General features: G+C 53.7%; 11 protein-coding genes. 7 read left to right on the plus strand and 4 right to left on the minus strand.

The features are described from left to right. Positions 1-13: 13 nt before the first annotated feature. Positions 14-1249, minus strand: a complete 1236-nt coding sequence (locus FFA38_RS00665; protein ID WP_138315121.1) for a glycosyltransferase family protein — start codon at positions 1247-1249, stop codon at positions 14-16. A gap of 258 nt (positions 1250-1507) precedes the next feature. Then, on the minus strand, positions 1508-1666 hold the full coding sequence (locus tag FFA38_RS06880; protein ID WP_172955977.1) for a type II toxin-antitoxin system TacA family antitoxin: 159 nt from the start codon (positions 1664-1666) through the stop codon (positions 1508-1510). A gap of 124 nt (positions 1667-1790) precedes the next feature. Here FFA38_RS06880 and FFA38_RS00670 point away from each other — a divergent pair, with 124 nt between their 5' ends. Together FFA38_RS00670 and FFA38_RS00675 are read left to right on the plus strand one after the other, a co-directional pair. Next, on the plus strand, positions 1791-3290 hold the full coding sequence (locus FFA38_RS00670) for a sigma-70 family RNA polymerase sigma factor (protein ID WP_138315123.1): 1500 nt from the start codon (positions 1791-1793) through the stop codon (positions 3288-3290). 233 nt (positions 3291-3523) lie between these two features. Continuing rightward, positions 3524-5992, plus strand: coding sequence for a beta strand repeat-containing protein (locus FFA38_RS00675; RefSeq protein ID WP_138315124.1), 2469 nt, complete (start codon positions 3524-3526; stop codon positions 5990-5992). 85 nt (positions 5993-6077) lie between these two features. Here the strand turns inward: FFA38_RS00675 and FFA38_RS00680 are convergent, their stop codons facing one another. Beyond that, the gene (locus FFA38_RS00680) at positions 6078-6788 is read right to left on the minus strand and encodes a response regulator transcription factor (RefSeq protein WP_138315126.1); all 711 of its coding nucleotides are present in this window, start codon (positions 6786-6788) and stop codon (positions 6078-6080) included. 258 nt (positions 6789-7046) lie between these two features. Between FFA38_RS00680 and FFA38_RS00685 the strand changes: the two genes are divergently transcribed. Together FFA38_RS00685 and FFA38_RS06920 are read left to right on the plus strand one after the other, a co-directional pair. Further along, entirely contained in the window at positions 7047-10109 is a 3063-nt protein-coding gene (locus tag FFA38_RS00685; protein ID WP_138315128.1) for a beta strand repeat-containing protein, read from the plus strand. 72 nt (positions 10110-10181) lie between these two features. Beyond that, positions 10182-10601 carry a hypothetical protein gene (locus FFA38_RS06920; protein ID WP_216641749.1) on the plus strand — a complete coding sequence of 140 codons (420 nt, stop codon included), beginning with the start codon at positions 10182-10184 and terminating at the stop codon, positions 10599-10601. Here FFA38_RS06920 and FFA38_RS00695 read toward each other — a convergent pair. Next, the gene (locus FFA38_RS00695) at positions 10598-11293 is read right to left on the minus strand and encodes a LuxR C-terminal-related transcriptional regulator (protein WP_138315130.1); all 696 of its coding nucleotides are present in this window, start codon (positions 11291-11293) and stop codon (positions 10598-10600) included. The two genes, FFA38_RS06920 and FFA38_RS00695, sit on opposite strands and share 4 nt — an antisense overlap. A 186-nt stretch (positions 11294-11479) precedes the next feature. Here FFA38_RS00695 and nucS point away from each other — a divergent pair, with 186 nt between their 5' ends. The 3 genes from nucS to FFA38_RS00710 all read left to right on the plus strand — a co-directional run bounded on the left by nucS (position 11480) and on the right by FFA38_RS00710 (position 13957). After that, positions 11480-12175 (plus strand): endonuclease NucS, encoded by a 696-nt coding sequence (gene nucS, locus FFA38_RS00700; protein WP_138315132.1) that lies wholly within the window; start codon positions 11480-11482, stop codon positions 12173-12175. Further along, positions 12175-13443: an NRAMP family divalent metal transporter gene (locus FFA38_RS00705; RefSeq protein WP_172955978.1), complete on the plus strand. Its 1269-nt coding sequence runs from the start codon at positions 12175-12177 to the stop codon at positions 13441-13443. The genes nucS and FFA38_RS00705 overlap by 1 nt, the downstream gene beginning before the upstream one ends. An 88-nt stretch (positions 13444-13531) precedes the next feature. Continuing rightward, positions 13532-13957 carry a hypothetical protein gene (locus FFA38_RS00710; protein ID WP_138315136.1) on the plus strand — a complete coding sequence of 142 codons (426 nt, stop codon included), beginning with the start codon at positions 13532-13534 and terminating at the stop codon, positions 13955-13957. The last annotated feature ends 12 nt before the right edge of the window (positions 13958-13969 follow it).

A 13969-nucleotide genomic window follows, 5' to 3' on the forward strand; every position in this document is an offset into this window, starting at 1 on the left:
GGTGGCGAGGCCGCTAATCTTTTAGCGGTTCGCGCCCTGCCTGAAGCTCCCACGGAACCTCGGTAACCGTTGCCGGGTCAATCAGCCCTGACCTGTCGGCGGCAACCGCAGTAACAATACGCTCGGCGGCCTCACCCGGGTATGGCATAGCTGCAGCCCGCAACGCCTCAATCTGCGTCGTGCGCGATGGCACTGCAACCAGATACTCGGCCAACTGATCCAGACTGTCAACCTTCACTGCAGCCGCAGCAGCCAGCTCACCCAAATCACTAAACATCCAATGCTCAGGGTTCTCCATAAACAGCGCAGGCTTGCCCATGGCCAGAGGCCACTCGGCCAAATAAGAAATTCCGTCGGTCAACAGGGCATCTGCCTGGGCAAAAATCATCGCCGATGAACTCTCAGAATCAATCGATGTGTTTGGCAAATCCCGCCAACGCGCCAGCCAGTCATCAAGTGCCTCACGGGTCATAACCTCGCGGTCAACCAGCGTGCCAAATAAGAACGGGTGTGGTCGCAAAATTACTCGAACAGCTGGGTTGGCAGCAGCCCAATCCAACATGCCCCAGCACACCTGAGCAAACACCCCAAAGTTCAGCCAGTGTGGTGAATAACTGTGGTGTGGCGCCCAAACCAAAGTGGTCAGTGCGCGCACAGCCAACTGCCCAGATTCGGCAATCTCTTCAACCTCTTCAATCAGGGCATCCAGCTTGGTAGAGCCAACAAAGTGCACGTGATCATTGCCGCGCGGCAACTTGCCATAGGCACCTTTCAAAAACTTGTCTTGCACTACAACCAAAGACGCCAGCTGATGCATGCGCTGGGTGTAGAGGTGCGCGCCAATGGCCTCAAACCCAGATTCTGGGTGCACGCCATCAACCGGCTCGGCCACCAGCGGCAGCGAGTAGTAGGGCACATAAACAATGCGGCCAATGGCGGCCAGCTTGTCGGGCCGGTACTGCGGCGGGTAGTTTCTTTGCCACGGATAATTCACAAAAATGTAGTCTGGCTCGAGCGCGGCTAAGTCTGCATTCACCAGGTGTTTGATTCCGTGTGAGTCAAAGAATGCCGCCACATCGGCCACCCCGCCATAGCCCTCATCTCCGGTGAGCTTGCGGTCAATCGCAACCACGGTTACGTCAAACCGCGGGTCTCCGCTCATGATGCGGTGGGTTTCGGCCAGGGCGTCCCAAGCCTCAAAGTAAAACGTCAAGAACGTGACCTTGATCTGTCTTACCGTCTGGTTCATAGCCCAAGTTTAGGCAACAGGGCCGACAACTCAAACCCCCAGTTAAAGAAAAAACCCCGAGGCTACGAATTCATTAGTCCCGAGGTTTTTCTAATTTGAGAAAATCGCAATTTGCTCAAACTTTGTAGCTATTGCAGCAATCTCACGAGGCTTGGTTTCAAGTGGGGTGCTGCAACTTCTACATTACCAATACACGCCGACAGCCCTCGGTTATTACGGTGGGCTTCGAAATAATCGGTAAAGAAAAAATGCGCCCGATCATTCCCAAGGCGGGCGCCTATTCATCAGCTCAACCAGACCGTCGTTGGGCTTTGCCGCTGCCGACACGGCACCCTCGAGGGCCTCAAAAACTTCTTCCGGTACAGCAAACTCCAGCACATCGTTCTCACTTGTGAACGCAATAGATTCTTCGCTCATGCTTCCTCCCAATGTGAATAGTAATCAAACCCCAACCAGACCGTAATAAAACCGGACTAATGGCGTATAACTCGATACTGACCTAAACTGTCAGTGATCGATTACACCTTGGGGAGGGGCACCGATGTCAGACGTCACACCGCTGCGCCCAGAAGACGCCAACTCCAGCGAACAACTCGCCAACCTCCCAGAAGACCCATTCGAGTCAATGCTCGATGAAGAGTCTGACGAGGACTTTGGCTACGTAGTCACCCGTGAGCGCGCTGCCGGCCCAGACGGCCGCCCAGTCAAGTTGGCCGAGTGGTCAGCCCAAGACTTCTCAAGCATTTACACCCGCTTTCGCCCACACCTAGAGCGCCACGCTCGCCGCTTTCTAAACAACCAAAGCCAGGTTGACGAGGTCGTTCAAGACGCATTCCTTTACCTAATGGTCAGCCTGCCAGAGCTCGACTCAGAGATTGGTGTTCTGCGCTTCCTTAAATGGAAGACCCGCCTACTGTGCCTAGACGTCATTCGCGCCAGCGGCAAAACCTACCTTGCCAGCATTGACGACGTAGCCGAGCCTGCCAGCAACGACCCAGAGATCTCTAGCTACCTAGAGCAGCAAGATGACGCTGCGGTTCTGCGCCTTGCCCTCAGCAAGCTCAACCCTCGCCACCGCGAGGTTCTATTGGCCAGCATCTATGAAGAAAAATCCACCGATGTCATTGCCGCCCAGGTGGGTCTGTCCGAGAACGCCACTCGCCAGCTAATCTTCCGTGCCCGCGCAGCCTTCAAAAAGGCGCTGTTGGGTGACGACATTGACACCAACGGCATGTCAGCCGCAGCCATTCTCTCGGTTGCTGCCCGCAAGGCGGCTTATGACGCCAAAAAGGTTGGCGCCCAGGCCATGGTCTTTGCACTGTTCCTAATGCTGGCGGTTGGCGCATTCATTCAGGTTGGCGGCCGCGGCACCCAAGAGGCAAACCTTGCTGAGGTTGAGGCCCCATCGGCCACCAGCCCAGATTCCACCAACTCGGGTGCCACCCAATCAGCAACCCCAAACACTTCAAACTCTGCAACACCGATAGACCCAACCGCCGAGCCAACCACTCAGCCGGTGCCGGTTATCAACACTGTGATCAGCCTGCCAAGCACCACGGCAACGCCAAGCACAGAGGCAAGCCCAAGTGCTAGCCCTAGCGAGAGCCCTTTCACTCAGGCAGCCGAGGCAGCCATCTTTGACTCAAGCAAGTCAGAGGTTGTGTTCTTGCTTGCCAACAGCCGGCCAGACATTCAGGGCGTCAACTTCTCGGGCGACTACATTGCCTCGGCTAGCCAGGGCATCTACTCAGAGTTCACCTTTGACTACAGCGGCAACAAGCAGTTCTCAAACGTAGACGTCTACTTCTTGGTAGACGCATTGCCTTACCTTGCTAAGACCACAGAAATTGAGGTCATCTCAGGCGTAGACGCAGCTGGCCAGCAGCACATCGTGTTCTATGGCGCAGTCGACAAAATCACCGATCGCAATGGTGCAGTGGTCAATGACAGCACTCTGGCCAAGGGCACCATCCGCATCGAGCTAGTGGTCAACAAAGAGCGCACCGCGGTGGTCTCAACTCACCTTGACCTTCTAGGTTAACGAAACCGAATCGCAAAGCCTTCGAGTCAGGCAAAATCACGGTTTCCTGCTTCAAATTCGCGCGCCCGAAAACATCCTCAAATTATCCGGACAATACCGTAATAGTCCGGACTTGTCTGCGCTAACTAATGTGAGGTCCTTTTCACCATTTTGCTTGGTTGCTTGGTGTGGCGGGTATCTCGGCTGATCTCAATGGGGGGTCGGTTTTATAACCAAGATTAGAAAGAGACAAAATGTCTAAGAACTTGACTCGTAAGGGTCTAGCTTTTGGTGCACTAGTTGCTCTCGGTTCATCAGTAATTGCGGGCGCACCTGCACATGCTGTTGACAACGTAGCGCTGGCTCCAAACTCTGGAACCTCTTACCTAACAACTCTTGCCGGTGCATTCGTGCTGAAGGCCGAATTCGGCGGCGCTGTGCCAACCAGCCAGCTGGGCGACCTTCGCTTCAAGATCACCCAGACCGGTGCAAAAGTAATCTCGGCTGCAATCGGTTCTGACCTTGCAAACAGTGGAGCGTCGTACACCTACCTGACTGCTGACCTTGATGCTACTAACGCATCTTTCGTAACTGCAAAGTTGCCTGCTCGCAGCGCAACTCCTGTTGACGGCGAGAAGATCGCGTCTTACACCGAGGCTGGCGCAGTCAAGCTAACCGCTTCAGGTACCGCAACTGCATCTGCAGATGTTACCGCTTGGTTGGACATCGACAACGACGGTGTTATCGACAGCACTGAGTACTCATCAGTCACACGCACGGTTACCTTCCACAAGGCAACCGACCTATCTGCAGTGACAACTTTGACTGCACCGGTTGCAGGCCAGGCTTCACTTGCTGCTTCGACCGTCATCACCCCAGAGCTGAACTCAGCTATGTTGGCAACTAACGCAGTAACCGTTGACTTCGCAGGCGGCAACGCTGCTGACGGCAACGCTACCTTTGCTTCAGGTAAGTGGAGCGCAACTGGTGCGACCACTGTTGCAGGTGCAACCACATACACTGCCCAGGCAAAGGTTGACGGAACCGCAATTGGTAACGTTGCATCTCAGTCTGTTGCTGCAGTAACCGTTGCAACCATCACTGCAGCTGTTACCGACAACGGAGACACCCAGGATGTAACCCCTGCTGCTGGCACCACCAACAAGGCTTCAAAGGTTCGCGCTGGCGTAAAGAACGCTGAGGTTGTGCTTACTCTCAAGAAGGTCGATGGTACTGCTGTTGGTGCTGGCATCCCAGTCGTCGTGGGCGTTGACACCACCGTTGCAACCACTCCAGTAACCGCAGCAATCACTGTTGCAGGCACTGCTGTTTCAACCACTATTGGCGGAGACATCACTGTCAACTCTGTAACTGATGCAAACGGCCAGGTAAAACTTGCAGTTGTAAACCAGTTGGGTACCGCCGCAGACAAGCTAACCTTCACAGCATCGGCTGAGGGCATTTCACTTGACACCAACACCGGCGCTGCTGCTCAGGCATTCGAACTAGCATGGGCAAACCCTGCCTACACTGCAGTTTCGACTGCTGTTGGTTCAGCTGTTCGTTCAATTGCTGAGGGTGGATCAACCACTTTCAACTATGACGTCAAGGACAACTTCGGAACCGCAATCGGCTCAGGCGCACGCCTTGAGTTTGTTGTTGCCGGAACCGCATCTGCTACCTCATACGTGAACCTAGTTGGAGGCAAGGCTTCAATCACCGTAACCGACACCACTGCAAACGTTGCATCAGCAATCACCGTTGACGCCACGCTTCAGACCCAGGATGTTGCTACCAGCAACTGGACCAGCACTGCAGTCGCCGCTGCACAGCAGACTGTCAACGTGACTTCAACTGTTGCTGCTTTTGACACAGTTCCAGTTGCTTCATCGGTTGCTCTATCAACCGCTGCAACTCTAACTGCGTCTGTAAACAACCCAGGTGCAGCAGTTACCGTTGCTGCTAACGGCGTAACCTTCACCGTTGACGGTGTTGAGTACGCTAACTCAGTTACTTTGTTCTCTGCTGCAACCACCGGTGACATCTCAGTTTCAGCGAAGTCAAACATCGCTGGTGCAAAGACTGTTACCTACACTGTTGGTTCAGAGTCAAAGACTGCGGTTCTAACCGTGGGCGCTGCTGCTGAAACCGCAGGTACCAACATTGACCTATCAGCTGTTCCAGCAACTATCGTTCCTGGTTCAACCTTGGTCTTCACTGGTTACCTAAAGGATGTCTACGGCAACGCTGTTGACACCGACCAGGGTGCGGGTACAACCCCAACCTTCTCAGTTGCTTACGCAGGCCCTGGTTTCATTGTTGGCGGTACAACCCCAACTGCAACCGATGCTGACGGTAAGTTCACCTTCACCGTAATTCTTGGTGCAAACGATGCTGGTTCAGCAACCGTTACCGTCAAGTATGACGCTGATGGCGCAACCACCACAATTGCTGAGATCTCAAAGTCTGCCACCGTTAGCGTTGCAAAGGCTGTCACCGCAGCTACCGCAGCTGCTTCTGGTTCAACCGGCAAGATCTACGCATCAGCAACTAACGCTGCTGGCAAGAAGGTTGTTGTTAAGGTTTCTGGCAAGTTCGTTACCAGCTTCACCGGTACCGCTGCTAAGAAGTCTGTTGCGATTGCTGCTCTAAAGGGCAACCGCACCGTAACCATCTACGTTGGTGGAACTCTAGTTCTAACCAAGCTGGTTACAATCAAGTAGCACTTCCCCTGTAACAAGAAACTTCCCGGTCCTGAAAAGGGCCGGGAAGTTTTCTTTTAAGTTGCGAGCTGACGCAGTTCTTCAACTAAGCGGGGGGGGGGGGTCTTTTTATGAGGCCAAGCGCTCGGCCCTTTTTGGCCGCCTCAGTGCGGTTTGGAACACCCAGAGCGCGATAAATACGGACTGTCTCCTGACGTACCGTCGATTCCGAAACCAACAGCTTGTTTGCAATCTCAGCGTTCACAAGACCCTCGGCCATGAAGTCCAGAATTCTAATCTGGCGGCTGGTAAGGTCTTCTCCGCTTGCCTCGCGCAGGCCACCCTTGGTGGTTGCAATTGCCATGTTGGTTAGGCAATAGGTTCCTAGTTTGCCCAAAATCGGAATCAACTTTTCGTGCATCGGTAGATCTTTTACGGTGTCAACCAAGACCAAGCACAAACTGCCTAGCGGCACGCTGTCGCGCAGCAACGGAATTGCAATCACTGGTTGGTTGGCTGGCCCATGGCCATCAAATACAAAAGTCTTGGTTCTTACTGAAATAGCGATTGGGGTTTCATCCCAAGCAGAGATCTCTGGTGCCTCGCTCGAGTAAACCATTCCATAGCCAGCCACTGGCAGTAGCTGAGAGCTGTTGTCCAACAGATACATGTGACAGCCCTGAACATTTGCGTTGCTTAGCTCTGAGTGCACAAGTGCCCGACAAAATTCAGATGCGTTGTCGCTCTTAAGCAATGTGTCAAGAACTGACTCGATCGCCGCAAAGTCAATGCCCGGCGATTGCGCGGTAGTCATCATTCATACCTCCCCCAAGGTCAAAACCCGAATGTAGTACTAACCGTACATGCCCCTCCTGACAGACAAGTCCTATGTCCGGACATCAAATAGTCAAGTCTGTTTAGACCTGATGTCTTCACCGTGACGCACGCGAATCCCTCTAGTTACCTAGAACGTGAGGTCTTTTATCTCCGCCTGCTTGGTTGGCCGAGGTGAGATTTCACAATCCGGGGGTCATAAGGATTTTCGGGGAATAAACCAAGAAAGAAAGAGACATACATGTCTAAGAACCTAACCCGCAAGGGATTGGCTTTTGGTGCACTTGTTGCTCTCGGCTCGACTTTGATTGCAGGCGCTCCGGCATCTGCATTGGGTCAGGCAGACAACACATTTGTATCGCTAATCCCATCTGCTGGCTCTGAGTACACCGTGCTATCTGGCAACGGTAAAACTTTTGATCTAACAGCCAACGAATCTTCTACCGTTGCCGGTGGAAACGTTTCATTCCTAGTTGAGGACACAGACAGCAAGCTTGAACCTGTAGCTGCAAACACCACCAACTATGGCTTTACAGTTGACTCTTTTGCGGCTGGTACCGATGAAGTCGTTACCATCAACGAAGCAGGCCACACATTGAAGAATGGTGACGTAGTAATCATCACCGGACTGACCACTGTTTTGGACTCGACCAACGCCGAAGCTGCTGCTGCATCGATTAACAACGCCGCTCCGTACGTCATCTCTGACGTAGTTGCGAACGTGTCATTCAAGGTGACTGCTAAGTCTGCAGTTGCCGCTGCTATCGTCGCCGCTGACCCAGCGGGCGATGATGCAGTCCTTTTCGCAAAGCCAGACACAGGAACCATTGAGCTAGTGCGTTCAGCTCGTGCAACCAACGGATCATTCGTTGTGAACACAGGCGTTAACTCAGCATCAACCAACGAGACTCTTCGTCTTGTTCAGGGTGATGAAACCACCACGCGCACCGCAACTGTTACCGCTTGGGTGGACTCAAACGGTGACCGTGAAATCAACGGCACTGAGTATGCTTCACCATCACGTGTTGTTACCTTCAAAAAGAGCACCGAAGTTACTGCAACTGCAGCAATCGATGCTCCAACCGTTGGTGAAACTTCAATCGTGTCTCACATCACAACCACTCCAGCATTGAATGGTTCACAGATGAGCAACGGTGACGTTGACGGTTACGTAACCTTCCAGGGCAGCGCGACTGACTTCGATCCAGCAAACTCTGCTTCTGTTTTCAACTCGACTACTCGAGTTTGGGACGTAACTTACAGCCGCTCAATTGGTATTGACGCAATTGACTGGACCGATTCTTCTGACTCAAGCGTTGCTTCAACTGATTCAGCTGCTGCCCACGGCTTCGCCGTTGGGGAGACTGTAATTATTGCAAGCGGCGACAATGAATTGAACGATGGAACATTTGTTATCACCAGCAAGACCGATGACACATTCACCTACACTGATGCGACTGGTGCAGACACTACAAGTGACACCGGTACAGCAACAATTTCGATTGTCGCTGGCTCATACAGCGTTACCCCTAAGATCGGTTCAGACAAGATTGGTTCAGCTGCCTCAGTTGTAGTTGGTGCGGTCAAGGCTGCTACTGGTGCAACCACCGTCGTTGAAGGTGCAAACGTAAACAGCGCCGACAACGATGGTTCGGCTGATGTAACTGTCCGCGCAAAGACTCTTGCTGTTTCAGGTAAGTGGGCTTTCAAGGATGCTGACAAGGCTCTTGTCTCAGCAGGCCGCCCAGTCAAGATCACTGTTACTACCCTTACCGGCGTAACTGGTGTGAAGGTAAACGGCACCTCTGTAGTATCAGGTGACGTTGTTTCAGCAACTACTGATGCAAATGGTGAAGTTGTTGCAAACGTAACTGCTACTGCTGCGGTTGATGGCAACAAGCTTAAGCTCACCGCTGTGGCTGAGGGCGTCTCAGGAACTTCTGAGTACATTGAGTGGACCTGGTCAAACGGTACAAACTACCTATACGACTTGAACCACGCAGATTCTCTTTACCGCGCGATTTCAAAGGGTGGTTCATACACCTTTGATTTCGCTCTAGTTGACACCTGGGCACAGAACCTAACCACCGGTGACTACCGACTCAAGGTAGCCGTTGGCGGAAACACTGTTTCTGAGACTTACCCAGCACTGTCAAACGGCCGCGCATCTGTAACCGTAACTGATGCACAAATCGGAACCAGCAACGTAACCGTTGATGTCACTGTTCAGAAGAAGAACTCTTCTGGTACATGGGCCGCCGGCACCGTTGACAGCATCGTTCTACCTTCAGTAGTGAACTACGTTCTTGTTCCTACTTCAGGAACCGGTGCAGTAACCGCAACCTCAACTGACGTTACTGGTGACTTCACCACTGACGCTTTTGTAACTGGTGACACCCGAATCACCCAGGCTGCAGTTTCAGGCGACGGCTCAACCGGTACTACTGGTATCGAGATCACCGGTTCAGTAACCGACTCTCTAACTGGCGTTACTCGTCCGGGTGCAATTGTCACCATTTCAGGTGACAGCAGCTTGCTGTTCGTCTCAGGCGCTAAGGCATCAACTGGTTCTATCTCAATTGCTGCTTCATCTACTGGCACCTACAGCGTGCACGTGCGTTCAAACAAGGCACAGAAAGACACAGTTGTGACTGTTGCTTCTCTGGGTGGCACCAAGACCATCAAGATCACTTTTGATGTTGCTCTTGAAGACACCGCGTCGAACTTGACCATCACAGCACCTGCGCAGGTTGTTCCAGGCCGTACAGTCACCGTGAAGGTTGCACTAACCGACAAGTTCGGTAACGCAGTCATCACCGGCACCGGCAAGCGCACAGGTTCAACTACTCCATCAGTGAAGGTAACTTATGACGGTCCAGGTTACGTAACCTCGACCATCGCTACCACCACTGACGAAAATGGCTTGATTTCATTCGTTGTCCTTATGGGTGCGGCTGATTCAGGCGTCGGCACGGTTACCGCAAAGTACGACTCAAACGGTTCTGTTGCGGATGTAACAGGCACCACTGTTGTACTGAGCAAGACTGCAACCATCACTGTTGGTGCAGCAGCTCCTGCAGCAGTCGCAGCAGCAGCTTCTGGTTCAACTGGCAAGTTCTTTGCTTCAGTTTCCAACGCTGCTGGTAAGAAGGTTGTTGTTAAGGTTTCTGGCAAGTTCGTTACCAGCTTCACCGGTACCGCTGCTAAGAAGTCTGTTGCGATTGCTGCTCTAAAGGGCAACCGCACCGTAACCATCTACGTTGGTGGAACTCTAGTTCTAACCAAGTTGGTTACAATCAAGTAATTACCTAGTTACACAGGAATTCCCGGCTCTTCGGAGCCGGGAATTTCTTTTAACCAGGGTTATCGTTTGACTATGGCAAAGTACTCATACACCCAGCACCCACACGCATCAGAGCGGCAGCATTTGCCAACCCACAGCCACATCCGTGGACTAAACAACCGGATAGGTTTGTGGATCACCGAGCGGGTGGGCACAATGTGGGCGGCGTATGCCTTTGCGCTGCTGGCACTGATTAGCCTGCCGGCAGCCTTGGCAACCGGTGATGTGCGGGTGATTGTTGACTGGGTGGCGCAAACGTTTTTGCAGCTGGTGCTGGTATCGGTGATTATTGTTGGCCAGAACCAAATGAACCGTCAGGCAGAGATACGCGCTGAGGCCACCTATAAAGACGCCACAGCCCTGCTGCACGAGGTTCAGCAGTTGCAACAGCACCTAGCCCACCAAGACGCCCAAATAGAGCGCCTGCTGAAGGCTGTGGGGGCTAAGGGTTAGCTAGCCTGCTGAATCTTTGAGATAAGCCCTAGCGCGCGGCCCTGGGCCACGGCCTCTTGGCGGTTATCGGTGTTTAGGCAGCGGTAGATCTTTACCGACTCTTGGCGCACGGTTGACTCGCTCAGCAATAGGCGGCGAGCAATCTCGGCATTGGTTAGGCCCTCGGCCATAAACTCCAAAACCTTTACCTGGCGGGTGCTCATTTCTTCAACGCTTGGCTTGCCGCTAAAGGTTTGAACTCGAGCCTCTTTGCTGGCACGCTTTTCGTCTAGGTGATAGCCGGCAACCTTGCTAATTAGCGGCACAATCTCAGGGCTAATGTATTGCTCGGTGGTGCCTGGCTCCATTACCAAAACTGCCACTGCCTCAGGGATTCCGTTGTTGATCATCGGAATCGAGATTGATGCAGCGGTGGTCTCGGTCTCGGCAGCAAACTCTAAGTTGCGGGTCACCACGGCGTTCATGGCGTGCTCAAGGTAGTTGCTTGGTAGCTCGGCACCAAAGTAGGCCTCAGGCACCAGCTGGCCGGTTACATCAAGGCTGAGAATGTGGCAACCGCGGAACACATTGTTGGTGCCCGGTGCCAGAACCGCACGGCGGCAGACATCGGTTAGTGAGTCACTCTGCAACACAACGTCAAGCGCCACGCTCAGGTGGTCGAGGTCGTTGTTGAGGTTCTGGTTGTCGTTCATGCGGGGGACATTCTCTCTAATGTTGATGCAGTCGTGTGTCCCCCAACAACAACATTAGCCCAGACATGCCATTTACTGTTACGCCCAAAGCGCACAATACTCTGCGTAGTCCGGACATATCTCGGGTATTGGCCGTTTCTCAGGTTGGGGCGCTAGGTTGTCGGCGGGTTCTGCGAGAATAGTCCCATGCGCCTAATCATTGCCGAATGCTCTGTTGACTACGCAGGCCGGCTCAGCGCTCACCTGCCGCGGGCCAAGCGCCTGTTGGTCATGAAGGCCGATGGCTCTGTCTTGGTCCACTCTGACTCGGGTTCTTATAAGCCGCTTAACTGGATGAACCCGCCTTGCGTTGTCAGTTTTGTTGACCCAACCGATGACCAGGTTTCCATCGGTGTACAAGCCGTGTGGCGGGTGCAGCAGGTGAAGACTGATGACGTTTTGATGATCAGCATTTTTGAGGTGCTGAGTGAGTTTGAGCACGAGCTGGGCGAGGACCCTGGGTTGATTAAAGACGGCGTTGAAAAGCACCTGCAAGAGTTGCTGGCCGATCAGCTGCATCTGGTTGAAGAGGGTGCCAGCCTGATTCGTCGCGAATACTTTACGGCCATTGGCCCGGTAGACATTTTGCTGCGCGATGCAGCCGGTGGGGTAGTGGCCATTGAGCTCAAGCGCCGCGGTGACATCGATGGCGTTGAGCAGCTGACCCGTTACCTTGAGCTGTTGAATCGCGACCCTTTATTGGCCCCGGTTCGTGGCATTTTTGCTGCCCAAGAAATCAAACCTCAGGCCCGCAAGTTGGCCGAAGACCGCGGTATCGAGTGCTTGGTGCTCGACTACGACTCGATGCGCGGCATCGAAGACTCTGTGCCGAGGTTGTTTTAGTGCGGCGGCACGCAAAGAAGCACCACCCGGTTCGCTCAGAGATTGCCTCGAGCGGATACTTCAACCGGCTTGGCCCGGGGTTGGTTACCGGTGCGGCTGATGACGACCCATCGGGCATTGGCACATACTCGCAGGCTGGGGCTTCGGCTGGTTTTGGTTTTTTGTGGAGCACCTTTTGGTTGCTGCCGTTAGCATTTGCCGTTCAAGAGGCCTGTGCGCGGTTGGCGCTGGTTACCGGCCAGGGCTTGGCGGCCATTATCAAGTCGCGTTTGCCGCGCTGGGTGCTGGTTCTGGCTGTGGTTTTGGTGGCGGTGGCCAATACCGTGAACATCGCTGCCGATCTTTCAATCATGTCGGCGGCTCTTGGGCTTTTGGTGCCCATCAACCAGCTGTTTGGCGTGGTCATGTTTGCGGTTCTGCTGGCGCTATCTGAGTTGTTCATTCCCTATCACCGATACGCCAAGGTGCTGCGCTGGCTAACCCTCAGCCTGCTGGCTTATGTGGCGGTGCTGTTTGTTGCCGACATCGATTGGTCTGCGGTGGCGGTGGCCACACTGCTGCCGGGCTTTGGTTTCGAGAAGGCATCGATTGCCATGTTGTTGGCTTTGGCCGGCACAACCATCAGCCCTTACCTGTTCTTTTGGCAGGCGGCCGAAGAGATTGAAGAGCGCAACGAGAGCGGTTTGCGGGTGTCTGGCGTACACATGCGGGCCATGCGCGGTGATGTGTTTGCGGGCATGTTCACCGGGGTGTTCATCATGTTTGCCATCATGGTCACCGCCGGTGCCACACTGCACGCGCAGGGCATTACCCAGATAGAGTCTGCGGCTGATGCAGCTGCCGCCCTGGCGCCGATTGCCGGGCCATACGCTGGGTTGCTCTTTTTGCTGGGCATTTTGGGTGTGGGTTTGCTGTCGATTCCGGTGCTGGCCGGCTCTACCGCCTATGCAGTTGCCGAGACCTTTGGTTGGCGCGAGTCTCTCGAGTTGCAGCCTCGCCAAGCCAAGGCTTTTTACGGCGTAATTGTGCTTTCAATGTTGGTGGCGCTTGGACTTAATTTGGTTTCGATCCCGCCGGTCAACTTTTTGATTTTGGCTGCGGTGTTCAATGGTCTGGCTGCTCCGGTCTTGATGGTAATCGTCTGGGTGTTGGCTCGAGACAAACAGTTGCTTGGCCGATGGGCCTCACCGCGATGGTCGCAGGTGCTGCTCGGCTTTGCCGTTTTGGCTATGTTTGCCCTGCCGGTGCTGTGGTTGCTTGCGCCCTAGGTGCCGCCTCGTGTTTTGGTCGTTGCAATTTGTCGGCCCACCTCGCTAGTCTTTCGGTAATCGCTCCATCAAACCACTGGGGGTTCAAATGAATAACGATGAGTTTGTTTACGCGGTCATTGCCGACCACGTTCCTAGCGCAGAGCAGTTTGGGGCCATCATCACCCCCGATGCTCACGGCATCACCATGCTCGATCGGTGCATTCAGGCCATCGCTGATTACCCAAATAATGAAGACGATGAAGAGCTTGAAAACGGCAAGATTGACGTCACGATTGTTTTGTCCTCTAACGAGGCCGTGCTTGAGGCAGCTGCAGCAGCGGGTGCTGTGACCCATGTTTCGGGCAGCTTTTTGTCTCCTACTGAGATGATTCGCCACTACTTTCTCGAGGGTGATGTCATGATCGATGCTGAGTCGCCGACCTACATCGTTTTGGTCGATCCTCTGACCGCCGAGTATGGCAATCCAATGCTTTTGAGTGGTTTTCTTCGCGCAACAAACCTTGAACTCTAGTCCTTGAATTTC

The organism is Rhodoluna limnophila (assembly GCF_005845365.1).
Taxonomy (GTDB): Bacteria; Actinomycetota; Actinomycetes; order Actinomycetales; family Microbacteriaceae; genus Rhodoluna; species Rhodoluna limnophila.

Excerpts from the sequence above, each read along its gene's own strand:
- FFA38_RS00665 (WP_138315121.1), bottom strand. The coding sequence starts at position 1,249 with ATGAACCAGACGGTAAGACAGATCAAGGTCACGTTCTTGACGTTTTAC.
- FFA38_RS06880 (WP_172955977.1), bottom strand. The coding sequence starts at position 1,666 with ATGAGCGAAGAATCTATTGCGTTCACAAGTGAGAACGATGTGCTGGAG.
- FFA38_RS00670 (WP_138315123.1), top strand. The coding sequence starts at position 1,791 with ATGTCAGACGTCACACCGCTGCGCCCAGAAGACGCCAACTCCAGCGAA.
- FFA38_RS00675 (WP_138315124.1), top strand. The coding sequence starts at position 3,524 with ATGTCTAAGAACTTGACTCGTAAGGGTCTAGCTTTTGGTGCACTAGTT.
- FFA38_RS00680 (WP_138315126.1), bottom strand. The coding sequence starts at position 6,788 with ATGATGACTACCGCGCAATCGCCGGGCATTGACTTTGCGGCGATCGAG.
- FFA38_RS00685 (WP_138315128.1), top strand. The coding sequence starts at position 7,047 with ATGTCTAAGAACCTAACCCGCAAGGGATTGGCTTTTGGTGCACTTGTT.
- FFA38_RS06920 (WP_216641749.1), top strand. The coding sequence starts at position 10,182 with ATGGCAAAGTACTCATACACCCAGCACCCACACGCATCAGAGCGGCAG.
- FFA38_RS00695 (WP_138315130.1), bottom strand. The coding sequence starts at position 11,293 with ATGAACGACAACCAGAACCTCAACAACGACCTCGACCACCTGAGCGTG.
- nucS (WP_138315132.1), top strand. The coding sequence starts at position 11,480 with ATGCGCCTAATCATTGCCGAATGCTCTGTTGACTACGCAGGCCGGCTC.
- FFA38_RS00710 (WP_138315136.1), top strand. The coding sequence starts at position 13,532 with ATGAATAACGATGAGTTTGTTTACGCGGTCATTGCCGACCACGTTCCT.